We start from the raw sequence: 24,224 nt of genomic DNA on the forward strand, positions 1-24,224 counted from the left end.
AGATAGCGTTCAATCACCAGATGCAGTGGTCGACGCTGATACTGGCGGAACCACGATCTTACGTCCTCTCTTCCCACCATAGCTCGCGTACGGCTCATGCCATGCATTTCAGGTGAACAGAGGTTAAGAAACGTTCAACCCTTTTGTTTTCGTAGAGGAAGCTACCAATCATGGTGGAATCCGAGGAACCGGTTTTCCACGAACTTGTGCCTCAAGCTGTTCGGGACTACTGGACACACGAAGCTCACGACTTCACTCCCTGGTTAGCGGACTCAGTACGAAACGAGAAGGTGTCTCACTTAGAGGACGAACTGGGTCTGGATTTAGAAGTGATTGAGACAGAGCGGAGCGTCGGAAGGTACAATCTCGATATCCTTGCCGAGGTCATCGACGATGGGCGGCAGGTCGTGATTGAGAATCAGTTGGAGCAGTCCGACCATGACCATCTCGGGAAATCCATCGCGTATGCAGCCGGTGTGGATGCTGATATAATTGTATGGATTGCACCTGAATTCAGCGATGAGCACTGCGATGCCTTTCAGTGGTTAAATCAGAATAGCCGGGAAGGTATCGACCTCTTCGCAATCAGACTGGAAGTCTGGAAGATTAGCGAATCCCCACCAGCGGTTCGGCTGAATTCCATTGAAGATCCAAGCGAATGGAAGAAGAAAGCCCAGCGATCCGATGGTGAGATAACGGACGTGAAGCAGCTCCAAGAGGAATTTTGGACTCAGTTTCGTGACCGAATCGAGCAGTCTTCGACCCAACTCAGCTCTCGAAAGCCGAAACCACGCCACTACTACAGCAACCCGATTGGGAAAAGCGGATTCCATATCTCGTTTGTAAATTTGTTCAGCGAGGATGAGCTGTTTGTAGATTTCATTATTGAGGACAATGAAGCGGCATTTTGGGATTTGAAATCTAATGAGGAAACAATCGAAGAGGAGCTTGGATACGAGGTACAGTGGGAAGAGCCCCGAGAAACACACGGTGGAAACATGCGAAGTAACATCAGGGTAGTCCGGGGTGCCGACCTCGAAAACCGAGAGCAGTGGGAGGAGTATCTCGATTGGCTCTTAGAGTACGGCGAACGATTTCACGAAGTGTTCCGTCATCGGATTCAACAGTTCTAACGGGCACATCTGCCGAACTTGGTGCCGCCGGATTACAACCTTGAGCTTGCCATCGTAAAAGCGTGCTTCCGAGCTATGCAGCTCGTCGACGACGAGACCATATTCCGAGGCGACGGCTGCGAGCGCGCGGTCGGGTGGGGGGATCTCCATCGCGGATGAGGTTGGCGCGCTCTCCCTGGGGATCGTGACGAGCCACCAGCGCTCGCGACGTTCGACGTTCACTAGTGGAGTTCAATGGTCGGCTATCGAAAGCTCATACGTTTAGTAATCCACGCATATAGTTTCTATTGGCGAGGGGGAAAATTGGGCAACACAGTTTCATTCACCCCCCGATGACCCATCCCTGCTCCTGCTAGTGCTCTTCTCAAGTGGCGAGTGCCGCTCGCGCGGGGTCTGGCCGCGGGCATCACTGGCGAAGGCGATTAGCGCCTCGGTAACAAGTAAGCAGTCTTGCGAATGCATGGGTGCGGTGGTCACGTTATCGCATAAGAAGTTATCTCGTTAGCTGACGAGCGAGTCGTCGAATCTCGTCGGTCTCTTCGATGGCGCTCGTCCAGCACTCGGGGAGAGCATCCACGCCGAACCGTCCGCCGGCCACAGCTCCTGCCACTGCACCAATTGTATCGGTGTCGCCACCCATCGCGACAGCGTCCACGGTAGCAGCTTCCGCGGAGTCAGCACTCAGCGCGTGATATTTTTCGCATAATATCTACACACTACCGATTGCAGAAGGCGCATCATTGGAAAGGGAACCTCGGTAGCGGTGGGGAGTCACCGACCCTCTTGTCACGAATCTCGGTGCCGAAACTCTGAGCTTTCTAAGAACTGGTGCTGAGTGAGAGATAGATTTATGTGAATCAGATTACGTGTATAGTACATGGAGTTCTGCGAAAGATGTGGTGTTCTCCTCGTTCCGAGTGCGAAAACGACGACTTGCGACAGATGCGACCCACGAAGTGGTGCCCCGATATTTTCGCGACAAGTCCGACCAGGGGTAGAGACAGACCTCGAGGACCTTCGATCCACGAAGAGCGGTCATATCCGTAAACGGGACAGTATGAAGTGGCTCCACGACCGTGAACTGCCGAATTCAGTAGAACTCAAACGCTCGGTCCTTCCGAAGCCAGATGGATTTAGCGGGAGTAGTTTCGAGACCGATATCTCGAATATTCGAATAACTGGCGATGCACGGTTTATCGAAACAGCTGCGGGACTTCTCAAGCCGCTCCTCGATTTGGAGAACGACGAAACGCGTCTCGAGATCAATCTTCAGCGCACGAAGGTACGAGATACCAAACAATATACGGGAAACTACGCTCTTTATCTCTCTGTCGCCGAACGTGGTGGGGAAGGCTTGCACGGGTAGAGTGTAGCTGGAAGTAACTCTCGTCACTGAATCTTCAGATTAGGATGTTTTGCATGCTCAACCCACCTTACGGTATCATAGTGAAAATACAGACTATCTTCGCTCCATTCGACAGCGAGTGCACACTGACCGGGACCCAGGAAGACGAGTTGCTAGACTTGGCTCACGTCCTCCCAGGAAGTCAGCGTCCCGACCTCGCGGAGAATCCAAGCAACGTGCTGGTGTTGAACTCGCTACACCACCGCGCGTTCGACGCTGCCCTGTTCACTATCGATAGCGACTATCGGATCCGAGTGAGCCCCGCGTTCGATCCTGCCCATCCTTTCCTCCATGAGACGACCGTCGAGCGACAAGGCGAGCAACTCTCGTTCCCGCCGACTACGGCGATCGAGCCGTCGTTTCTCGAGGAGCTCAACACTGGTCTATCGTGGCTGTAGTCGTCCTCAGCGACGCGCTTGGAGTAGAAACGTTGTCGAAGGACCTCTGGTGGCTCATCGAAACTGTGAGCAATATCGGTGTCGACGTCTCACAAGGTGAGTGAATGACACCAACCTCTGTGCCAAAGGGTGACTGAAATCGAGCGAGGGTATCAAATCAAGCCGAGGAACGAATTTCGGCACTCGGGAGGCTCGGGTCACGGTAGGGATTGTGACCATAGACCGCATCGTGGAGGTCACGTTCGTCGAGTTGGTCGACGAGGGTCCGGCGGAGCCGATTGAGACTGGTGGTGTCGAGGTCGTGGTTCTCGCAGAGGCTCGTGAATCGCTCCTCGTCGGTAATGGAGTGAAATTGCTCGTAGAGGGCTGCGAGTTTCTCTGGGGACTGATCGGCGATCCACTCGTCGTCGTGGAGACCGAGATGATGCTCACGTTCGCGGTCGACGACGTGGCGGATCACGACGAGTGCGACCTTCGGGATGGCACGCTGACTGCCGAAGGCAGTGAGGTCAAGATCGACCATAGTGCCGATAGCGCGATCACGTTGCCACGGGGTGAGATCCAGACTGCTACACAATGCGTGGGTTAATCGGAGTTTTTCGAGACGGTGAGCCCGCCGGCTGTAACCCTCCATCGCGGGATGGCGTTCGTCGTGGAGCCGCCGAACGTTCTCGCTGAGGTCATGTTCGGGTGCGTCCGCGCGGCCGATACGCGTCGCACTCGGCGTCACGAGCCCCCATCGCCGGACGGTTTCGTCGCGCTGGAGGTCCGCCCGTGAGACAGTACTATCCCCAGGAAGCTGGCTGAGCGGCGAGATATCGCGTTCGCTAAGCAGCTCCGGGTGGCGGTCCTCGACCGCTGGGAGCAAATACCGGCCAGCATCCTCATCGGTCATTACACAGCCAGTACTGCCTGCTCGTAGTTGAAAGGCATGGCTACGTGCAGTAATCCTCCACCGAGAAACCAGCGCGTTCCTCCCTCGTATCTACACCTTGTCGCCAGAAGCACTTAAAGAATCTGCGACCCTTACATATCTCCGATTTTCCTTGGTCTTTGTATCTTACCAAACAGTTAGCACATCGAAAGAACTGGAGTTTGGTAAGACAAAACTTACTTCTCGTAGTAGCAAGATGACCATCTTCAGGACTCTCGCTGCGTGAAGTACGCGTCCAAGTGAAGTTCGTAAGTGATTCTTCTCAGCGATGACTCACCACAATCGTCGCATTTGGCTGGCGTATCGGGCGACGCGTAGACCCTCCTCCACTGCCTCTACCCTCGCGTGATTATATGTTGCGAGTAGAGACCACCAACGAAGGTCATCTCACTTATCTGTAAAGTAGAGCAGCACCATTTCATTAGGCTGGATATGAAGCGGATCGTATGATTCGATAGCAAATGAGTCGTCAGCACGATCGGTCTTCGTGAATACAACAGCGAGAAACAGTTATGGATGTGTAGAACTTACACACGAATCATGGCAGAAGAGAAAACTCGCGTCGATTTCAATGCCCCGGCGTCGATTGTCGAGCGAGCCGACAATGCTGCCGAGTTACTCGACATCTCTCGAACGCAACTTCTCATTGACGCTCTCCAAGACGAACTCGATGGACTCGCCGACGACGACGGGTTTCGCAGTCGTCTCCGAGACGCCTACTATGATGAGCGGGTCGACTTCCAGACCGTGAAATCCGTTCTCGGACAGGAGGAAGCCATGCGAATGAAGCTCCTTCGGGCATCGATCGATCGCGAACCACCCGAACCCCAGCTGAAAGCGGAGCTCCCCACGGACGAGGAGTTCTACGATGGTGAGGTTCCCGTGTGGCGGTCCGATGAAGCAGGCGACGGGGACGACGCTGAGTCGACCGCCTAACAGTGGACGACAAACCCATCAGTGTCGTCGATACCAACGTCCTGTTGAACCTCGCAACGCCGGTTGTGGATGGACGCCCAGCGGCCCCAACCGGTGCCGACCCACTCAAAGCGTTGCTTAGCTCCTACCACGTTCATGTGCCTACGAGCGTTATCGGAGAGCTGAGTGCTGCGACGGGGAGTGATGACTTGCTCTCGGCAGCAGCGGATCTGGTCTTGAAGGCGTCTCATCACCTGACGACACACGACGTCGAAGCGAAAATCGATGAACCCCTCGACTATGGGCTAGATCAGGGCGAATCAGACGGGATCTGGCTCGCGAACACTCTCGATGCACCGTTATTCATCACCGACGAGTTCAATTCGACGAATTACCTGTTCGTGAGTCTAGCACTCGACGACCGCAATACACTGTTCACGACGCCACACGTACTCTGTAAACTCGCGTCGCACGAGGTTCTCCCTTCCGAATACGTCGACGCCGCACTCAGTTACTATGTTGATTCGAAAGGGTGGGACGAACAGTACCTCAACCAACTCCGCCACAAGTATCTGAGAGACTGATCGTCTGATCCAACGTTCACCGAGAGTATGGCGTGCTCAGGATGGCCAACACGTCACGACCGAAGCGGATTCCGGCCACACACTACTAATCGCTCGCGGGCATCACCTAGATCATGGCGGAGATCACGATCACGGAAGACGACGGTTGGTTCGTGGTCAGCGACGAGGAAAGTGGAGTCACCACACAGGGTGAAACCAAGCTGGAAGCGTTGTTGATGCTCGCGGATGCGCTCGCTGCTTACGAGGATAGCGACGAGGACCTCCTGGCGACTGCGCTGGAGGTATTCGTCCCCGACCCCGAGGACGAAGAACTCTACGCGGAACTCGAAGACGAGGAGTACGAACTGCCGGAGGTGAGCGACGAACAGGTGTCCCGTCAGCGCGAGGCAACCCTCTGGCTGGCGAAGTCCCACAAACGCACCGACTACTCCGAGCCACATCGATTCGGGATGCTCCGCGCGCTCGTGTTCGGTGACTCGTATGGGATGGCGATCGAGCAGTTCGGGGACCTCGTTTCGACCGGGTACTGGGACGTATTCGAAGCGATCGCGACTAGGGTGCGGGATCCCGATACACTCGCTGAACAGCTCAACGTAGATCGGGAGTTCATCAACGAGGCCGTTACGGAGTTGAAGATGGGATTGGTCGGCGAAGCCAGCGACGGCTCGCTGTACGCTGCCCATCGCGTCGTCGGCATCAGCCCATATCCCATCGATGACGAGAACATCATCGACTGGGAGGCCCACTACGAGCATACGCTGGCCCGGAATATCGATGAAGAGGAGCTACCGACAACCGTCGAGGAAGGCGTCTTCGTGGAACGACAGGGGACGGAATATGGATGGTGTCACGATCCCGACTCCTACCAGCCCCACCCCGACGAGGTCGTGATGACATTTGAGGAGGCGGATCAGAACGGAGCGCATTCCTGTCCACGATGCTTCCCGGAGAGCGACTACGGTAGCCGGTTCGACGTCACCGAGATGCCCGGTGGAACCACGAAATACATCCAAAGAGATCCAGAGGAAGACGGCAGGTGACTGAAGACAGTATCGACGGTGAGCATACGACTGGGAGCGAGGAGTACTATACTCCTCGTTATTATTCACCGCTCTCTGAGGATTGCTGGCTATCAGCTTCTTTGAAGGCGTCAGTCATTTGATCAGCTAGATCACCGGCTTCGATGTGTGAGTAGTGCTCCCGAACTACTTCTTCAGAGTTATCGAGAGCACGTGCAGCAGCCGCGTGGCCTGAGGTGCGAACGAGGACCTCGCCAGCACCGCGTCGAGCTCCATGGGGCATCAGATACTCGTCGTCATCATCGAGTTCGATATCTGCCTGGTCACAAAGCCGCTTGAGAACGTGGCGTCCAGCGTCGGTCGTGATCGAGGGTGGTGCGACATCGAATTCGATACAGGACTCGATAAGCGACTGGTCTACTTTGATCTCCTCTATTTCCGTCTCGGTATAGCCACGCTCGGCGAGCGTCTCGGTAATCCGTTGAGACAGCGTCGGGCGGTGGAAGGAGGGGAAGACCGGCCAATTCGGACTTGGTACGTCGAGAATACGCTGGTAGGCCTCGAAGGGATAGACCACAGGCCCTGGAAGACCGCGGTCGTCAAGGCGCTGTTTTTTCGCGAACACCGTCACGTAGCGGTCCTTGAGGTGAACGTCCTCCCAGCGGAGTCCCTGGCGACGCTCATCGCTCTTGTCGCGGAGAACCTCGGCTCCTCGAACACCTGAGTATGACAGAAGATACACGAGAACGCGGTCGCGACAGGCTTTGATTGCAGCCTCTCGGTCCTCACTGACGTTATCAATAGCTTCGTGTGCCTGCTCATCGACGAACGCAGTGACCCGTTGACGATCGTCGGCAGACCAGGCCTGTTGCTCTCCGCTCTTGTGCCCGCCATCATCGGGGATGGGTTCGGTGGCGTTGCGTCGCTGGGCGACGTTCTCAGCGAGGTGACCTTCGCGAACGGCCCAGCCACAGAACGCGGAGACGTATGCGTAGTAAGTTCGGACTGTGCCCGTCGCCCAGCCCTGGCGGGTGAGATGTCGGGCGTACTTACGGAGATGGCCTGACTCCAACTCCTCGAACGTCGTCACGGCGTCCTCGTGCTGAGCGAGGAACTCGACGAAGCGATTGAGCTCCCTGTTAGCGTCGCTACGATAGTTCCCGCTCTTGCCACCCTGACCTTTCCCTTTGTCCGTCAGGAAATCCTCAGTAACTGCGTCGATACGAACGATACTACACACCCTCTCTTTTCACTGACTTTTGCATTCTCTTGGCCCGCGTAACCCCGGTCCTGAGTCGTTGCATCGTGTTGGCTGTGGGAGAGGGCGGGGTTATGGGTAAAGTTACTGGTCCTTAATTAATCTAAGCACGAGTAATCTGCTTTAGCCCTGATTCCGCCGGTTACGGCTATCTCAGGTGCCTCAAGAGGTATTATCGCCACTTATACACTGTGTAGAGGTGCATCGAATCTTGAGCGCTCCGCCAGACTTATTGCAGATTACGCATAATCTATAAACAGAGCTTTCACCCATGTCACAGACCGCTCCACGGGAGGAAGACAACATCGTTCGTGACTTTCTCTCGATCGCCGACCTTCTCGAAGAGACCCAGCTCGCTCGCATCTACACGCATGTCTACTGTGAAGACGAGGCGACCGTCGGCGAACTCATCGACGCTCTTGAGATTTCACAGGGGACAGCCTACACGTACGTGAACCAGCTCGTCGACGCTGGCGTTCTCACTTCGACGAGCGACACACAACCACAGCGGTACACAGCCGTCAATATCGAACTCACATTGACCGCCGACAACAAGCGTGAGTACACGATCTCACCCGCTCTCATTGCCGCGGTCGCACGCCGGGCAAGTAACGAGACCATCGATTCGTATATCGACCGTCGTGGGATTCACGGCCTCGCGACCGCGCTCACCCACGCCCTCGCTCGTGAACAGGGTGAAACCACTCACCGCCTCGTGGCCGAGGACCTCGAGATGTCGCCACTCGAAGCCGAGGTGATCCTCCAGGCTCTCCGACCGGTCGTCCACGAACACTTCTCGCTCGAAGACTCCGGTGCCTCGCTCGCAGATGTGGTCGATGCCGAAAACCTCGACGAGTGAGCGTCCTCCACATTGCGGACACTGGGTTCTTCGTCGCGCTCGGAGCGCCCAACAATCAGCGCTATCGGCGGGTTCGAAGGTTCGCTCACCGAAACGAGATCATGTTCGTCGTTCCAGAACGTGTCTACGGAGAACTGACTACGACCGACACCAGCGAGAGTATCGAAATCGAAACGGTTCCGGTTGATGCTGCCATTGATGACGGATGGGTTCGCATCGCTGAGCCACTGGATTACACGAACCCGGCCGTTTCGAAGACGATGGACGGCATTCAACGCTATATCGCGAATGCTGACGGTCGGCCAGCTGATGAGATCGAGCGTGCTGACCCGGCTCTCGGTGCGCTCGCGATACAGGCACTCAGTTCAGGCGATGCGAGTCACGCCTATATCTACACCACCGATATTGCCGCCGGAGAGGGAGCAGAGACCGTTCTCACGAGTGAGGGGTATGGCGGCACAGTGACGTTCGTCAACGGCTTCAGATTCATCGACGACCTTCTAGACGAGCAGGAGTAACGAGATTCTCTCCATGAGGCGAGAGGGTGAGTCCCGAGGACTGCCACCAACCGCTGAAGCCTCTCTCAACTCCGCAAAAACTAAGATAAGCAACCGTGATCTATCGGTAATGAGAGTCGCTTCTCATCCCAATATGTGTGGACGCCACACAGAGAAGCGACCAGTTTCGCGGTAGCGGCCATTCGAGCGTCACTCGGCGGCCGGTCCCCGTTGCTCCCTCGTTTCTTCGCTCGTCTCACTCTCCGAGTAGCCGCTACCAACATATTGACATGGACCACGACACGCTGTTTCCGACACGCATCGAAACTGACCGCCTCCTACTCGAACGCCTCTGCCACGACAACGTGGGTCTGCAGGAGTACTACCGTATCTGCTCGAACGATGAGGCTATCGACGAGGTCACTGAGTACGTCACATGGTCACCCCACGAGACGCTCAAAGAGACCAAAGAGTACATCGACACCGTCGAATCCGAGTGGAACGACGGCGACGGAGCTTCGTACCTCATTCGACCGGTTTCACCGGACACCGACGAGATCGTCGGAGCAGCCGGGCTAAGCATCGATTGGGATCGCCGGGCGGGGACACTCGGCACATGGCTCCGCAAACCCTACTGGGGGCGGGGCTACTCGGGTGAGCGCGCGACCGCACTCATCAGCCTCGCGTTCGAGCAACTTGATCTCGACGTCATCGAGGTGAGTCATCACCCTGACAACGACAAGTCACAGCGTGCGATCGAGAAATACATCGAGGCGCACGGTGGCCGACGAGATGGTGTCCTCCGAAACGGTCTGGTCTATCAAGATGGCACCGTCGTCGATATCGCCCACTACAGCATCACGCGAGATGAGTATCGGGAGGCGGCTGAAACTGAGTAGTCACCGCAGATGCGAAGCGCCACGGCCAGCAGATCGTCGTCCCACGACCCTCCGCCCCACGTTTTTTGATGGTTCTACTCAGAGTGGTAGATATGAGAAGACGAGATCGTAATCCTCTGTTTCCGCGTAGCGTTCGTTTATAGAGCGGGCTCGCTGGAGTGGCATTGCCGTAACTATCAGACGGTCTGAATCTAAAGCTACCGGTGAGTGAGATATGGCTACGGTAACTCACAACTCACTGAATAGAATAGGGTGGCCACAATCGAATTCGATTACTATCAGCTACAGCAGGAATGATGGAAAACGAATAGCTTCAGCTAGCGATTCCAGGGTGCGTAATCCCGGTCAATGATGCGCTTTTCGCGCTCGATTTCATCTATCTGGACGATATCCTCATCGCTCAAGTTGAGTTCCTGAGCGGCGAGATTGTCGTGGAGATGACCTAGACTAGATGCCTTCGGGATTACGGCGACATTGTCTTTTGAAAGAAGCCAGGCGAGGCTCACCTGTGCTGGTGATGCATCGTGACGCTGCGCAATTTCTTGAATTTCTGGGACATCGAATACTGCTCCTTGTGCTAAGGGACAGAACGCAACGATCCACTGGTCGTGGTCTTGGGCGTATGCAACGAGCTCCTCCTGCTGAAGAAGCGGATGCATCTCGATTTGGTTCGCGAACAGTGGCGAATCGAGAACTTCCTGTGCGCGATTGAGCTGGTGAGGTTCGAAATTACAGACGCCAACGCGTTCGATCTTTCCCTTCTCTCGGAGTTCGTCAAAGGCGCCAAGGGTGGTTTCTGGGTCGTATAGGTCAGCCGGCCAGTGCACATACAGCAGATCGATATAGTCTGTACCCAGTCGATCAAGGCTACCTTCGACGCCGCTTAGTATATCCTCGTGCTCTGGACCCGGTTCCACCTCGTGAACTGTCTTTGTCGCCAGGAAGATGTCCTCCCGGGGCACTTCGGATTGGTCAATTCCCTCCCCAATATACTCCTCGTTTCCATACACTTCAGCCGTATCAATAGCCCGATAGCCTGCATCAAGTGCTTGAGACACGTTTTCTCGCCACTGCTCTCGGTTCTCTTCGGAGTAAGTCCCTAGCCCAATCCGCTGAAAGTCTGCGGGCATATCCCGAATCGTTCGAGCTATGCTATTTTAATAATAATGGTTGGCGAAAAACTATTTCTAATCGATTCTCCACTTGGATCTGCCTGCTCTCCGAAGAGACACTACCTTCGAACTTATTTCATTGCGTTTCTCGCAATCTTCTTACTTTTCAATTCTTCAATTATCAAAATTCAAGGTGCAACTACCGATGATACGCCGTTGTGACATCCTCTTCTTGCAGTATTCTATAATGGTTATGCGGGATATACCCTGATCGTTAGAACTTTATTTGAGCAGTAAACCTCTGTAAGGTATGGGTGACAATCACAATACTCGTGGCCGTCGTAAGTTTTTGAAGTCAGTCGCTGGTGGGTCTGGTGTAGCACTGACTGTTTTCAGTGGATGTCTCAGTGGAGGAGGCGGAGGGAGTGAAAGTGGAACTGGAAACAGCAGTACCAGCGGTGACAGCAGTGGAGGAAGTGCTAATAGTACCAGTGGCGGTTCCAGCACTAATAGTGGAACGCAGAGTGGGAGTTCCTCCTCGCTTCAGAACCTTCCGGATGGGAAAATCCAGATGATCGTACCGTGGGCGGCAGGTGGTGGTACTGATCGGACTGCCCGAAAACTAGCATCAGAAGCGAAGAAAAAGAGCGACTCCTCGTTCTACGTGTCGAATATCACGGGAGGAAGCGGCAGTGCTGGTTTCCGACGAGCAGCGAACGCTGAACCGGATGGAACAACCATGGGTGTTCTCACCGTCGAGATCTGTACCATCTCTCATATCGGCATCTCCGACGTTACTCCCGAAGGATTTGCTCCAGTAATTCAGTACAACTTCGATCCAGCGGCACTGACGGTTTCCAAAGATGCTCCATACGATACTGTAGAGGGGTTCGTCGATTACGCCAAGAACAAGAGCGATGGGCCGGTGAAGATTTCGAACTCCGGAATCGGAGCGATCTGGCATCTCTCTGCGGCCAAATTTGCACAACAAGTTGGCATCAGCGATAGCGTTCAGCACATCGGCTATGAGGGCGGTGCACCGGCCATAAAAGCAGTTGTCGGTGGAGAAGTAGATGCTACAGCAGCAAGTGCTGCTGAAGTAGCCCCACAGGTCAAAGATGGGCCTCTCAAGACACTTGGCGTCATGGGCGAGAATCGGGTTAACCTCTTACCAGACGTAAAAACCTTCCAACAGCAAGGTTTCGACGTGAAGATCGGCGCATGGCGGGGGCTAGGTGTCCCTGCAGAGACACCAAAGCCAAAGGTGCAGGCACTCGCTAATCTGTTTTCATCAATCTACGATTCCAAAAGCTTCCAGAGCTTCATGAAAAACAACGGATTTGGGATGGTCTATCGGAACTCCAATCAGTTCGGTCAGTTCATGTCCTCCGAATACGACCGATTCGGGAACCTCATCAACCGACTTGATCTGAACAAATGAGCCCGGCCCAGGAGGGGTCGGAAGAGGTGAGAGCAATACGTCTCTCACACACGGACGAAGTGGCCTCGATATTGCTTTGTTTGATGGCGATCGGGGTCTTCTTCGTTAGTCGCGGCTTCCCAGAAAGCCCTACCAGTGCCCCTGATCCCGCGTTCTTCCCGCGAGTCATTGCTGGTGGGATCGCGCTACTAGCCGTCATCCAGTTTGGGTCCGCTCTCTCTAGTGACGAGACACGCGTGGTAACAGTAACCACGAGAAAGGTTCGTCGGGTAGTCATACCGCTACTCTTCCTCGTTGGCTACGTGGTTCTCCTTCCCGTACTTGGGTTCATTATAGCCACTATCGCGTTTCTCCTGTTAGTGATGTACTATTCGGGAGCACGTGACGTCCGCTTAACAATTCCCATAGCGCTCGTTGCGGGCGTCATTCTACAAAACCTATTTGTGGGGTTCTTGCACGTCCCACTGCCGACAGGAATGATTCCCATTCGAGAGTGGCTATCGCTAACAATAGTCAGTTTCTGGGTGCCTCTATGAGTCCATTAGCGAACCTGATCGACGCGATCGCCATCGTTTTCCAACCGATGCCGCTTTTGCTCATCACCATCGGCGTCGTTATCGGGATCACGATGGGGTCACTTCCGGGGATGACTGCCACGATGACGGTTGCTGTCCTCGTTTCGTTTACCTTCGGCATGGAACCAGTCCATGGGATGATGCTGCTTCTTGGAATCTATGGGGGCGCATTGTACGCCGGTTCGATCCCGGCCATTCTCATTCGGACGCCAGGGACTCCTAGCGCCGCCGCTACTGTCTTTGATGGATTTCCGCTCGCTCAGCAAGGTCGTGCGGGTGAAGCCATCACCGTCGCTACTGTCGCCTCATTCATTGGAGGCGTAGTCAGTGTGATCGTGCTTGCGCTGTTGTCCCCTCAAATCGCCTCATTCGCCCTTGACTTCGGCTCGCCAGAATTCTTCGCTCTCGCCGTCTTTGGACTTTCTATAATTGCAAGTGTCAGTGGCGATTCTTTGGTGAAGGGCCTTATCTCCGGTTTGCTGGGGATATTACTCGCGACTGTCGGACTGGATCCAGTACTCTCCGCTCCACGGTTCACATTCGGCATTACAGCACTCACGTCCGGCATCCAATTCATTGCGGTAATGATCGGGCTGTTCGGCATCTCTGAAGGTCTGTATCGGTACCAACAAGGGCTCGGACGTAACGATACGACACAGAACATTACTAATCTCCTTCCCGGGAGAAACCTCCTCAAGAAGATCGCTCCGGTCACGCTTGGGTCCAGTGTTGTCGGTGCGATTGTCGGGGCTATTCCGGGAGCGGGTGGTGACATTGCATCATTTTTGACCTATAACGAATCGAAACGCTGGTTTGACGACGGTTCGTTCGGTAATGGCGATGTTCGCGGGGTAGCATCGGCAGAATCGGGGAACAATGCCAGTACTGGAGGTGCGTTGATCCCGACTCTTACTCTCGGGATCCCCGGCGATTCGGTTACAGCCATCCTCATTGGTGCACTAACGGTTCACGGAATTCGGCCGGGACCGGGTTTGTTTCGCAGCAATCCGGACCTCGTGTACTCTATATTTGTGGGCTTCTTTGTCGTCTACGTCTTCATTCTCGTCATTGGACTCATTGGTGCACGATTCTGGGCTCGAATTATCGATTTCCCTGCGAAATACCTCTGGCCAGTCATCTTCATCCTTTCTCTGGTCGGTGCGTACGCACTGCGAGGAAACCTGCTTGATGTGTGGGTTACGATCGGTGCCGGCGCGCTCGGGTACATCTTGCGAGTTGAAGATTACCCGCTTGCACCAATGGTTCTTGGACTCATCTTGGGTCCGATTGCGGAGGTCAATCTCCGACGCGCTCTTGAACTCTCCGGTGGTTCGTTAGACATCTTTTTCGAGAATACGTTCGCTTTGGTGATCCTACTTGCGACCGTTCTCTCGCTAGCCTACCCGATCGTACAACAGTGGCGTGGGTCGTCGAGTAGTAGTGCTGACGCTTCCTGAACTCTCACTCTCTTTGAGGGCGGGTTCGTGTATTCGGAGTCGTCGCTATTGACATTCTCCCCCTCCGTGAACGGCGAGGATTTCCGATCGTGGTTGGGATATTAGGGTTTGAGGGTCGCCTGTTCTCGCGGGAGGAATCCTCTGGCGCGATAAGCGGAATAAATGTGTTACTCTCAGCGAGGTCGGGGTGCGTTTTCGTATTTGACCATCTTCTCAGGCTTGTCGGATATCGTCTCGTAGATACGCTGGAGCGTCTCCTCGGCCTTCAGCAGGTTGTGCTCGTCAAGGAACTCCCGACCTTCGTCGCTCAGACCGTAGAATTTCCATGGGTAGCCCTGCCGGTGTTCACCATCGGGGAGCGCAGCCTCTTCGACAATACCAGCGTCTATCAGTTTTTGAGTGTGTTTGTAGACGGTAGCATCGCTGAGGCTTGGATTCAGCTCCTCGAGCTCGTACATTGAGGGGAGCTGTTCGGGGTGCTGGAGAATATTATTGAGGAGCGTGAATCGCGTCTGTTGGGTCACGAAGTGGAGGAGTTCATGTGATTCCATCCCCCCAACAGCACTCGCGTCGGTACTCATACGAGCAACTACACACCGAATCGACAAGTAGTTTACTCTCAAGTAATTCACTCCCGAGTAGATCACAGACTAGTTAACCAAATGATTCGATAGGTAAAACATATTCTTTGTGATACGCTATATGTGGTATATCTGATGAAGGGTCGCCAGTTCCTGATGAAATTCTCATGAGTGCGAAAGAAGAGCTCGACCAAGACGAACTCTCGCTAGCGGATAACGAGGAGATTCTTCACGCAGTAGGCGAGCTCACACCGATCTACGAAAACGATCGGTCGTATTTCGTCCTCGGAAACTACGACCGGAAACCGATTCGGCGACTAAATTTAGTCGTTGATCGGCTCAATCGGCGTCAGGATGCCTACGCGTTCCGTATGGTGGATATCCGTGGAGAATGGGATAATAGCATCCAGAAGTTCTGTTTGATTGCCGATTTCGTCACGTATCTGGTCGGCGTCGCCGAAAAAGATCCCAGTGACTTTCTCGTTGAACAGGGCTTGCTCGTCGGGACAGTAGAGTACTTTGCGAAGAGTCATGTCCTCAAACGGGTCTACGAAGACGAAGAGCATCCGTTCGGATGGATGCAGGATGGTATTTTTGATCAATTCGAGAAAGAAGGCCGGCTTTACCGATGGCGCACTGAAGACGATCTCGTCGAAGTCGCCAAAGAGATCCCATGATTGAGAAAGGTAGAAGAATACTCGTAGGGTAGCGTCTCACTATCTAACGTAAATACATCAGATCAACCGGCCTCTCTATCGGCTTCCATAGCTACCGAGTCAACTTCCCCGGCCTAAAGGCCGGTGCTTGTCGGTGGACTCCCGCTCTGGCCGATATTCTCGGCAGGTGTGAAATCACCATTCGCGTTCACCGTCCCCGACTTTAGGGCCAGTTGACGTGCGGCCCGTCCCGACCGAGACTTTTGCCCGGTCCGGACATACTTCCATCCGATGTTCTTCGCCGCGTTGTAGTCCGCGTGAAGCTCGTAGCCGCATTTCTGGCAACCAAACTCGTCGTCGCCGTTCGATCGGTTGCCCTTCGCGGTGTGCCCGCACGCAGAACACCGCTGACTCGTGTACTGTGGCGGAACCTTCGTTACGTCGATACCGACCGCTTCGGCCTTGTACTCAACGTACTCGTACAACTGGTTGAACGCCCAAACGTGAAACTTCTTCGCGCCGAGCATACGGTTTCGGATACCGTTCAACCGCTCGAATACGATAGCCGAACACTTGTATTCGATTGCTTCGGCGACCAACTCTTTCGAGACGTTGTGCAAGAGGTCTTTCGCCCATCGACTTTCGCGGTCGCCGATGGACTGAATCGTTCGATGTGCCGATTCCGTTCCGGTTCGCTGAAGGTCTCCGCGAAGTTTCTCGTAAGCGTTGCGACGGTGGTTCAACAGTCCGCCAGACCAGAACCCGCCGGTCGAAGTAACCGCCAGATTGTCGATGCCGAGGTCCACACCGAGGACCGTGGGGTGCTCGGAGGTTTCGGTATCGTCCACGTCCGCCTTTGTTCGGACGTGAAGATAGAACACACCGTCGCGGTGGTGGAGTGTCGCGCCGCCGATGTTGAAGTCGCCGGAAAAGAGGTATTTGCCGTGTGGCGTGTCGTTGAGGTCGTCTTCGTGTGGCAGAACGTACTCGGCGTCGATTCGCCCATCGACGGTTGAAAGCGACACATGGTCGTCGTGAAACGTCGCGGCGCGCTTGTTGTAATCGATGAAATCGGCGGTGAACGTCGGAAGTTCGGCGTACTCGCCGTCCTTCCATCGGGCGACGACGCCTTTGAGGGCGTCCGCCGCTCGGTTACGCGCCGTTTGGACGAGGTTCGCTTGGAGGTCTGGAACGCGCTCGCGGACTTCGCGGTAGGTGCGTTCGTGGAGACCTTGTTTTGTCGTTTCGACGTAACCGTTTTCTTTGCGCGCACGGTCCACAGCACAGTTCGCGGCAAAACGGAAATCCAGAATGGTCGCAAACAGGGATTCGGCGGCACTGTCGCTCACGTCGAGCTTGACCGGCACGGTGCGACGAATCGCCATACTGCATATACAACAGTGGGATACTTAAAGACACCACTCGGGAGTCGGGCTGCCGACACCGATCAAACGGCGGTTGCACAGTCGCAAAACCAAGCTTACGCAATTCCAGCCCGCCGTGAACGGCGGGATTGCCTTGCTGATTAAAGATGCTCTCAAACGAGAATTCAGCCGAGTTGATTGGAGCGTCATCAGGGACGTTGCTTTTGTTCAGCAGTCGATCCGGGAAGCCGGCTTGAGCAACGCCGATGAGCTGTGGCAAGATAATGTCGCAGTTCACTCGAGTGCTCCAGTTAACCCATCAGAAGAAATCCCCCGCACAGGACAGCGCGAAGCACGCGAAATGAGGTTTCTGACGGTTACGAAGACCATCTACTTCATCAACGCTTTCTTCGAGGGGTTAGAAATAGCGGGTGTGACCCCCACCGATAATCAGGAGGCGTGGTGGCAGTCGCGACTCTTGTGGATGATCGAACGATTCACGTCCGGCCCGGAGGCCATCGTCTTACTTGCATTCTGGGTCCGAATCCTCGCCATCCCATTTTCACTGTTCGCTATCAATCCCTATTCGACCGCCGACGTTACTGGATTCATTCGACGAGCAACCCGGATAGGAACAGGGTTCCAGAACGGTGAGATACTCACCAGGGCGCTCTACCGCGGCGGGGAGACTACGCTCATCTCGTTTTTCCTCGGCGGTGGTGGAGCAACCTTCAATGTCTCTGAATATTGGGCACTCTTGATTTCGCCGTTCTGGGCGTTGCCAGGCCCAAGCATCATCTATGCACATATCGGGATCGCGTTGCTGGGGGCGCTCGCGGTTTACAATATCTATGCTCTCGGCCGCTACTACCACTCCTCGGCGGCAGGAGTACTTGCTGCACTTCCGGTTGCAGTGTACCCGAGTTATATATTCATCCAGTCGACCCCACTCCGTGAAGTGGCGATGATCGCAGGTATCACGACCACCGCTCTTCTCTTTATTTGTCCACCGCGTCGGTTGCCGCGACCTCTGTCTATCGTGGGTGCAGTTCTCGTTCTTGCAGCTATCGCCCCGCTCCGACCGGAGAACATCCCGCTGTATCTTCTCACGCTTGCCATCGGCGCGGTCGCTGCGACCCTCCAACACCTCGATGCCGACTGGCGGACCAGCGGTGCTCTTGCCGTCGGTGCAATCGCCGTGATCGCCGTCGTTGGGAGCGACCTACTCCAGAGCGCTATCGACCGACTCGGACGAGTTCACGAGCTGCGTGCGACTGGCCGAACGGCCTACCTCACCGGGGTCGAGTTCAACACCATTGCAGAGGCCATCCAGTTCGGCCCAATTGGGGTATTTTACTTCTTGTATTCACCGATGCCATGGATGATCGGGACAGCCCCAGATGTGATTATCGCGCTTCAAGCGCTCGGGAACATCGCATTTACGATCGCGGCGCTGTGGGGGATTCGGTACGCGTTCCGGCGCGCGCCTGTAGCCACAATTACGCTGTCCGTTGGTTTTCTCGCAGCGGTGGGACTATACGGGATCGTCGGCGCGAACGTCGGTACGTCCGTCCGCCACCGTCAGATGTTCCTTTGGGTAGTGTACTTATTCGGCGCGATTAGGGTGGTGGAGTGGTATCACCGCAAGCCTGCCCACCGCCGAGCAGGTCGTTAAAATTTGGCCAGAACCTTCATACTCCATGCTGTGGTACTGCTTGTCAGAGAGGGCAGGATCACCATGATCTACGGGAGGCATGTGGTCCTCTCTCTCTATCCCATAGTTCTGAGAAGTACGTCTGCCGAACTTAGCGCCGCCGGACTACGACCTCGAGCTTGCCATCTTTAAACAGCGAGGGAATCTCGTCCTGAAGCCGAGCGGAGCGAGGATGAAGGGCGGGCGGGAATCGCGTAATCTTTCCCGTGGTGTTCTTCTTTTGGCGTTCGTCGTCTTGATGCTGCCGCCATCATCGCTTTGCGACTGCTAGCCTACGGTATCGACAACATGAACAGCGATAATCAGGGGAATGTGGTAGGCTCAGAGCCCTCTTGTCAGTCCACCATTGCGGAAGTCCGCCGCACCGGTGTATTCGCCGGTCTCCTGGTCAACACGAATCGTCATGACGTTGCCGAGTCGGGTGAACGGAGATAGCTCGTAACCTAGTTCGCGCAGTCCCCGCTGGACCTCTTCGGGAACACTCGCTTCTGGATAGATAGCGGGTTCGGAGTTGGCGTATAGCCGCGGTTCGGCGACCGCCTCCGCGAGGTCCATATCGAAGTCGACGAGATTGATGATCATCTCCGCGACCGTCGTGATAATGGTCGTGCCGCCGGGCGAGCCCACGGTAAAAAACGGCTCGCCGTCGCGGAAGACGATGGTCGGGCTCGTCGAACTGAGCGGCCGCTTCAGGGGCTGGACTTCGTTCGGTCCACCCGGCTCGGCGTCGAAGTCGGTGATCTCGTTGTTGAGCATGAATCCGTGGTCGGGCACCATGATACCGCTCCCGAACAGCTGTTCGATGGTGCTCGTCCACGAGACCATGTTGCCCTCGCCATCGGCGACGGTGAAGTGAGTCGTGCTGCCGCGCGGGCTGGGGATGTACGGGCGCGGCGCGTCCCGGACTTTCGAGACGTCGTCGACGGTGAGCGGGTCGATTGCGTAGGGATCGCCGGGCTGGTAGCTCCACGGGTCGCCCGGCTGCTGGGTCTCGGTCGTCGCTTCTCCGGACTCCATCGTTGCTCGGCGCTTGTTGAGGTAGGCCTCGTCGAGCAGCCCCTGCCACGGCGCGTCGACGAACTGTTTGTCGCCCATGTACTCGCCGCGGTCGGCGTAAGCAAGCTTGAACGCCTCGACCAGCAACTGGGAGACTTCGACCGACTGGCGGTCGTGTTGCGCGAGGTCGAACGGCTTCAGTAGCGAGAGGATGTGTGCAATCGTCAGCCCGCCGGAGCTTGGCAGCGGCTGGGTTCGTACCGTGACGTCGCCGTACTCGACGTACTCGGGCGTGTCGATGGTCACGTTGTACGCGCCCAAATCGGCGGCCGTCATGCTGCCGCCGTTCTCCTGAACGACATTGGCGACGGCTTCGCCGACATCTCCCTTGTAAAGAGCTCCGACGCCCTCGTCGGCGATGGTCTCGAAGGTCGCGGCGAGGTCCGGTTGCTCGACGCGGTCGCCGATGTCGAGCGGTGTGCCGCCGGGTGCGAACACCGCGCGCGCGGCGTCATTGAACTTCTCGTACTCTTCTTCAATCGTACTACCGAGGTAATAATCGACCCGCGCGCCGCCCGCGAGGTCAATAGCCGGTTCGATGAGGTCGGCGATCTCCCGCGTGCCGAACCGTTTCAGCGCGATATCACAGGCCTTGAGCGTGCCGGGTACGCCGACCGCCTGCCCGAGCGTGATGCGCTCGTCGAACGGTATCGGCTCGCCGTCTTCGAGGAACATGTCGGGCGTCGCGCCGAAGGGGGCGCGCTCGCGGTTGTCCACCGAATAGAGTTCGTCCTCACCGGCGTCGTAGAACAACATGAACCCGCCGCCGCCGATGCCCGACGTGTGGGGCTGGACGACGTTGAGCGCGAACTGGACCGCGACCGCCGCATCGACCGCGTTGCCGCCCGCGCGGAGCACGTCGGCACCGATAGTACTCGCCCGTGGATCCGACGAAGCGACCATTCCCTCGTCGCTGGTTGCCGTGTCTACCCGACCGGTGCCGTCGCGTTCGTCCGATTCGTCGCTGTGAGCGCTGGCCCGGTTGGCCATGGCGGGAAACGCACTTGCGCCAAGTGCGACGGCCGATCCTTTCAAAAACGTCCGTCGGCGGGTCTCGCCTTGCTCGCTGTCTGTTGGTCCGCTCTCACTCATCGACTGCTCTCTGCTCCCTGCTTGCCGATTACCATCATTTATCATGTATTTGGAACACATAGCACATTCTATTAACGCTATTTGATTATTACGAGATAACTAGTAACGAAAACTATGCGGTTGGGATAGGACAGTCGGTGAGTTGATTGGACCGATCTATGAAGTGATGATAGCCCGCCGTGAACGGCGAGGATTGCTGCGTTGCACTACACGCTGCGCATCATGGATGAGGACCTCACCCCAGCGTCCTGTTCGCGATGGGCGGTCCGGAGAACGAGAGATACAGCGCATTTGAGGAGTCCGTGACGGCCCGCAGTCTCGCGGCCAGAGTGCCCAAGCAGTGTGATTTCGTGAAGAAGGTAAGATTACAGGGTAAGATTTCTACTGAACAGCTCTAATCTGCTGGGCCGTCAACGGGGATGGTTCGCGGTTCGGAACCCGTCAGCCAGAGCACGTAGTCCTGCTCGTCATCACTCGGGTTTACGTCCCGATGAACGACGCCTGCAGAGATGTGGAAGAACTCTCCAGCGCGAGCCAATGCTCGTTCATCCTCAACGTAGCCTTCGCCGTCGAGCACGTAACCGAGAACGTCGTTGTCACCGTGATGATGCCAGTCAGAAGCGACGCGTCCGGAAGCGTGACCACGCACCTGCTGAACAGGGGCTTCAGGGAACGGCATTAATCGGGTGAGATTTTTCAGTTCCCCCGCCGAAGCAAGATCATCCGTGCCAGCGCGTTGTGGAGTTCGCTCAAATTGCTCTGTACGGGAATCGCCGGTAGTCACCTCCGGCTGGCCGGGCTCGACAGAGGTAATGAGCATCTCCACTTTTTCGTCGGCCGTCGTGAGGCGATAGCTGACGCCAGCAGGGATATAGAGAAACTCATCAACGCTGATACTGAACGAACTGGAACCGTACTCCACGCGACTCTGCCCTGAAAGAACGACTCCATACGCGTCGTGGTCATCGTGGTGTCGCCATTCACCTGTCGTCTCGCCAGTTTGCTCGACTCGTTCGAGCAACACGCGAGGCGTTTCGAAAACGATTTCTCGTGTTTCAGCTGGTGTGGAACGATCCGATTGCCGCAGGTTATCCCCTTCAATAATCTCGATGCCCGGGTGTGGCGTCTCCATGTGTCTGTTGTCTGCCGGATTGTGGAAGTAAGACTATTCTGGCCAACTAGCTTTTCAGAAACACAGCAGAGGACGTCGGATCGAACGTCAGCTCTAACTATCATACACTGAGTAAAGAGAGCCCTCATCGATCACCTCTCATCGGAATACTGCACCTCGTACGTTAGAACTGCAAAGACGTCATCATATTTTTGCACGTCAGCCAGTTTCAGGGGCGGTTCAGTGATCCTGCGCGGCAACAGTGGCGCACCCGAAGCGAGCGTAACGGGAGCGACGCTGAGAATAATCTCGTCGAGTAGACCCTGATCATGGAATTGTCCCACAAGATCACCACCGCCAACAAGCCAGACGTTCTTGCCGTCTGCGGCCTTCACCATATCGTCATGAACGGACGCAACGTCCCTCTGCACGAAGTCAATGTCCGCACCATCAACTACCGGTAATTTCCGACTACTAAACACCCAAGCTGGGATCTCATATGGCCATTGTTCTGGGCTCTCCAGCAAATTTTCGTGCTCTATGAGCCACTCGTAGGTCGTCGAACCCATGGCTGCGGCACCAACTTGGTCCATGAACTGTGGGTAGTCATCCTCCATGCCCTCGACTTCTCCGAACTGGAAGAGCCAGTCGAGTGAATTTTCGTCATCGGCGAGATAACCGTCGATGCTCGTTGCTGTGTAATATTGCGTCTTCATTGTTTCAGCCGCCGTTTGGAAGCGTTCTGGCGATATAAAGGTTATAAACCATCAGCTCGCGTTCTTACTTCTACACAGTTCCCTGGATCTGCAAATCTAAGTATCACCGCAGCGAATTCCTCTCATGGACAAATCGACCGTGCCGGAAGCGTGTGACATCACGCAAACGGGTCCCGCGGTGAGTCGCCAATGACACGACACGATGACCGTTTCCGCGAAAACCGATTCGAGACGCTCGCCGTCGGGGCAGCTGAGAACGCGACGCACTCTGACAAGGGCGGAACAAGCGACGTCATTCCGCCGATACACCTCTCGAGCACCTTCGAGTGGGCCAGCGGGGACGATGCTAACGAACACGATTACTCACGCAAGAGCAACCCGACGCGAGCGGCCCTCGAAGAGCAGTTGGCCCGCCTCGAAGGCGGTGAGCATGGGCTGGCGTTCGCCTCGGGGATGGCCGCCATCTCAACGACGATGCTCTCGCTAGTCCCGCCAGGGGGACACCTCGTCTCGTCGGACTCCGTCTATAGCGGGACCGAGAAACTGCTCACAGAATCCATCGCCAATCACTTCGGTGTCAATGTCGAGTTTGTCGACGCCCGCGAGCCCGAAAATGTCGATGCAGCGGTCGATTCAGATACCGATCTGATTTGGGCGGAGACACCCACGAACCCGCTGATGCGTTTGTGTGATATCCGTTCGATAGCCGACATCGCTCACGATCACGCCATTCCATTTGGGGTCGACAACACCTTCGCGAGCCCGTACTTCCAAGCGCCGCTTGAACTAGGTGCTGACATTGCCGTCCACAGCACAACCAAGTATCTCAATGGACACTCCGACTCGATCGGTGGTGCCATCGTCACCGACGACGACGAGATCTTCGAGAAACTGGCGTTTTCCCAGCAGATCGGATTCGGAAACATGCTCTCGCCGTTCGACTGCTACCTCGTTACGCGCGGCATTAAGACGCTGCCGGCACGGATGGATCACCATCAGGAGAATGCGATGGCGGTTGCTCGCCTCCTCGAGGCCCACGACCGGGTCGCTCGCGTCCACTACCCGGGCCTTGAAAGTCACCCACAATACGATCTCGCGGCCAAACAGATGTCAGGATACAGCGGGATGCTTTCCTTCGAGTTCGACGGCACGATGGCCGAAATCGAGGCGTTCATTGATAGCCTTGAGATATTTACCCCAGGGACCAGTCTCGGTGGCGTCGAGAGCCTTATCGAGGTGCCGTCGCTGATGATCCCTGATAAGGTCAGTCACAGGTCGGACACCACGGAAATCCCCGAGACCCTGGTCCGGATATCGGTTGGCATCGAACACACCGACGACCTCCGTGAGGACCTCCGGACGGCGCTGCCATAGGCTCGTATTCTTTTTCTTCCCCTGATCGTCTCGATCGGCAAGCGGGAAAGACGAACCGTTTCTAAGCGAAAAGC

24 protein-coding genes are annotated in these 24,224 nt (G+C 55.8%); 15 read left to right on the top strand and 9 right to left on the bottom strand.

Annotated features, from left to right (window positions below):
- The first annotated feature begins 170 nt into the window (after positions 1-170).
- Positions 171-1,133, top strand: a complete 963-nt coding sequence (locus GT355_RS14850; protein ID WP_160135344.1) for a DUF4268 domain-containing protein — start codon at positions 171-173, stop codon at positions 1,131-1,133.
- Positions 1,134-1,626: 493 nt separating this feature from the next.
- Here the strand turns inward: GT355_RS14850 and GT355_RS14855 are convergent, their stop codons facing one another.
- Positions 1,627-1,842, bottom strand: a complete 216-nt coding sequence (locus GT355_RS14855) for an ADP-ribosylglycohydrolase family protein (RefSeq protein ID WP_160135368.1) — start codon at positions 1,840-1,842, stop codon at positions 1,627-1,629.
- A gap of 348 nt (positions 1,843-2,190) precedes the next feature.
- On the opposite strand from GT355_RS14855, the gene GT355_RS18145 reads away from it, so the two are divergent.
- Together GT355_RS18145 and GT355_RS14865 are read left to right on the top strand one after the other, a co-directional pair.
- A complete protein-coding gene (locus GT355_RS18145) occupies positions 2,191-2,499 on the top strand; it encodes a hypothetical protein (RefSeq protein WP_205250450.1) in 309 nt (102 codons plus the stop codon).
- A gap of 53 nt (positions 2,500-2,552) precedes the next feature.
- A complete protein-coding gene (locus GT355_RS14865; RefSeq protein WP_205250451.1) occupies positions 2,553-2,936 on the top strand; it encodes an HNH endonuclease signature motif containing protein in 384 nt (127 codons plus the stop codon).
- A gap of 157 nt (positions 2,937-3,093) precedes the next feature.
- On the opposite strand, the gene GT355_RS14870 is transcribed toward GT355_RS14865, so the two are convergent.
- Complete coding sequence (locus tag GT355_RS14870) at positions 3,094-3,831, bottom strand: DNA-directed RNA polymerase subunit epsilon (RefSeq protein ID WP_160135346.1); 738 nt, start codon at positions 3,829-3,831, stop codon at positions 3,094-3,096.
- Between the two features lie 579 nt (positions 3,832-4,410).
- On the opposite strand from GT355_RS14870, the gene GT355_RS14875 reads away from it, so the two are divergent.
- The 3 genes from GT355_RS14875 to GT355_RS14885 all read left to right on the top strand — a co-directional run bounded on the left by GT355_RS14875 (position 4,411) and on the right by GT355_RS14885 (position 6,409).
- Complete coding sequence (locus GT355_RS14875) at positions 4,411-4,806, top strand: hypothetical protein (protein WP_160135347.1); 396 nt, start codon at positions 4,411-4,413, stop codon at positions 4,804-4,806.
- Positions 4,807-4,808: 2 nt separating this feature from the next.
- Positions 4,809-5,369, top strand: a complete 561-nt coding sequence (locus GT355_RS14880) for a PIN domain-containing protein (RefSeq protein ID WP_160135348.1) — start codon at positions 4,809-4,811, stop codon at positions 5,367-5,369.
- 113 nt (positions 5,370-5,482) lie between these two features.
- Positions 5,483-6,409, top strand: a complete 927-nt coding sequence (locus GT355_RS14885; RefSeq protein WP_160135349.1) for a type II toxin-antitoxin system HicB family antitoxin — start codon at positions 5,483-5,485, stop codon at positions 6,407-6,409.
- Positions 6,410-6,470: 61 nt separating this feature from the next.
- Here the strand turns inward: GT355_RS14885 and GT355_RS14890 are convergent, their stop codons facing one another.
- Complete coding sequence (locus tag GT355_RS14890; protein WP_160135369.1) at positions 6,471-7,619, bottom strand: site-specific integrase; 1,149 nt, start codon at positions 7,617-7,619, stop codon at positions 6,471-6,473.
- A gap of 298 nt (positions 7,620-7,917) precedes the next feature.
- On the opposite strand from GT355_RS14890, the gene GT355_RS14895 reads away from it, so the two are divergent.
- The 3 genes from GT355_RS14895 to GT355_RS14905 all read left to right on the top strand — a co-directional run bounded on the left by GT355_RS14895 (position 7,918) and on the right by GT355_RS14905 (position 9,901).
- The gene (locus GT355_RS14895; protein ID WP_160135350.1) at positions 7,918-8,505 is read left to right on the top strand and encodes a helix-turn-helix domain-containing protein; all 588 of its coding nucleotides are present in this window, start codon (positions 7,918-7,920) and stop codon (positions 8,503-8,505) included.
- Positions 8,502-9,023, top strand: a complete 522-nt coding sequence (locus GT355_RS14900; protein ID WP_160135351.1) for a PIN domain-containing protein — start codon at positions 8,502-8,504, stop codon at positions 9,021-9,023. Before GT355_RS14895 ends, GT355_RS14900 begins: the two co-directional genes overlap by 4 nt.
- Positions 9,024-9,160: 137 nt before the next feature.
- A complete protein-coding gene (locus GT355_RS14905) occupies positions 9,161-9,901 on the top strand; it encodes a GNAT family N-acetyltransferase (protein WP_338036191.1) in 741 nt (246 codons plus the stop codon).
- 317 nt (positions 9,902-10,218) lie between these two features.
- Here GT355_RS14905 and GT355_RS14910 read toward each other — a convergent pair whose 3' ends face one another.
- Entirely contained in the window at positions 10,219-11,031 is an 813-nt protein-coding gene (locus GT355_RS14910; RefSeq protein ID WP_160135352.1) for an aldo/keto reductase, read from the bottom strand.
- Between the two features lie 292 nt (positions 11,032-11,323).
- Between GT355_RS14910 and GT355_RS14915 the strand changes: the two genes are divergently transcribed.
- The 3 genes from GT355_RS14915 to GT355_RS14925 are packed head-to-tail and all read left to right on the top strand — an operon-like array spanning position 11,324 to position 14,486.
- On the top strand, positions 11,324-12,454 hold the full coding sequence (locus GT355_RS14915; RefSeq protein WP_240145829.1) for a tripartite tricarboxylate transporter substrate binding protein: 1,131 nt from the start codon (positions 11,324-11,326) through the stop codon (positions 12,452-12,454).
- Positions 12,451-12,990 carry a tripartite tricarboxylate transporter TctB family protein gene (locus GT355_RS14920; RefSeq protein ID WP_160135353.1) on the top strand — a complete coding sequence of 180 codons (540 nt, stop codon included), beginning with the start codon at positions 12,451-12,453 and terminating at the stop codon, positions 12,988-12,990. The genes GT355_RS14915 and GT355_RS14920 overlap by 4 nt, the downstream gene beginning before the upstream one ends.
- Positions 12,987-14,486, top strand: a complete 1,500-nt coding sequence (locus tag GT355_RS14925) for a tripartite tricarboxylate transporter permease (protein ID WP_160135354.1) — start codon at positions 12,987-12,989, stop codon at positions 14,484-14,486. The genes GT355_RS14920 and GT355_RS14925 overlap by 4 nt, the downstream gene beginning before the upstream one ends.
- 173 nt (positions 14,487-14,659) lie before the next feature.
- On the opposite strand, the gene GT355_RS14930 is transcribed toward GT355_RS14925, so the two are convergent.
- Positions 14,660-15,067 carry a helix-turn-helix domain-containing protein gene (locus GT355_RS14930; RefSeq protein ID WP_160135355.1) on the bottom strand — a complete coding sequence of 136 codons (408 nt, stop codon included), beginning with the start codon at positions 15,065-15,067 and terminating at the stop codon, positions 14,660-14,662.
- A 128-nt stretch (positions 15,068-15,195) separates the two neighbouring features.
- Here GT355_RS14930 and GT355_RS14935 point away from each other — a divergent pair, with 128 nt between their 5' ends.
- The gene (locus GT355_RS14935) at positions 15,196-15,744 is read left to right on the top strand and encodes a DUF8170 family protein (RefSeq protein ID WP_160135372.1); all 549 of its coding nucleotides are present in this window, start codon (positions 15,196-15,198) and stop codon (positions 15,742-15,744) included.
- A 113-nt stretch (positions 15,745-15,857) separates the two neighbouring features.
- On the opposite strand, the gene GT355_RS14940 is transcribed toward GT355_RS14935, so the two are convergent.
- Positions 15,858-17,108 (bottom strand): RNA-guided endonuclease InsQ/TnpB family protein, encoded by a 1,251-nt coding sequence (locus GT355_RS14940; protein WP_160135356.1) that lies wholly within the window; start codon positions 17,106-17,108, stop codon positions 15,858-15,860.
- Between the two features lie 115 nt (positions 17,109-17,223).
- On the opposite strand from GT355_RS14940, the gene GT355_RS14945 reads away from it, so the two are divergent.
- Positions 17,224-18,762 (top strand): hypothetical protein, encoded by a 1,539-nt coding sequence (locus tag GT355_RS14945; RefSeq protein ID WP_160135357.1) that lies wholly within the window; start codon positions 17,224-17,226, stop codon positions 18,760-18,762.
- 360 nt (positions 18,763-19,122) lie between these two features.
- On the opposite strand, the gene ggt is transcribed toward GT355_RS14945, so the two are convergent.
- The 3 genes from ggt to GT355_RS14960 all read right to left on the bottom strand — a co-directional run bounded on the left by ggt (position 19,123) and on the right by GT355_RS14960 (position 22,776).
- On the bottom strand, positions 19,123-20,847 hold the full coding sequence (ggt, locus tag GT355_RS14950) for a gamma-glutamyltransferase (RefSeq protein WP_240145830.1): 1,725 nt from the start codon (positions 20,845-20,847) through the stop codon (positions 19,123-19,125).
- A gap of 496 nt (positions 20,848-21,343) precedes the next feature.
- A complete protein-coding gene (locus tag GT355_RS14955; protein WP_160135359.1) occupies positions 21,344-22,081 on the bottom strand; it encodes a cupin domain-containing protein in 738 nt (245 codons plus the stop codon).
- Positions 22,082-22,212: 131 nt separating this feature from the next.
- On the bottom strand, positions 22,213-22,776 hold the full coding sequence (locus GT355_RS14960; protein ID WP_160135360.1) for a dihydrofolate reductase family protein: 564 nt from the start codon (positions 22,774-22,776) through the stop codon (positions 22,213-22,215).
- 189 nt (positions 22,777-22,965) lie between these two features.
- Between GT355_RS14960 and GT355_RS14965 the strand changes: the two genes are divergently transcribed.
- Complete coding sequence (locus tag GT355_RS14965) at positions 22,966-24,150, top strand: trans-sulfuration enzyme family protein (RefSeq protein ID WP_160135361.1); 1,185 nt, start codon at positions 22,966-22,968, stop codon at positions 24,148-24,150.
- Positions 24,151-24,224: the final 74 nt, after the last annotated feature.

The sequence above is a fragment of the Halococcus salsus genome (assembly GCF_009900715.1).
Classification (GTDB): Archaea; Halobacteriota; Halobacteria; order Halobacteriales; family Halococcaceae; genus Halococcus; species Halococcus salsus.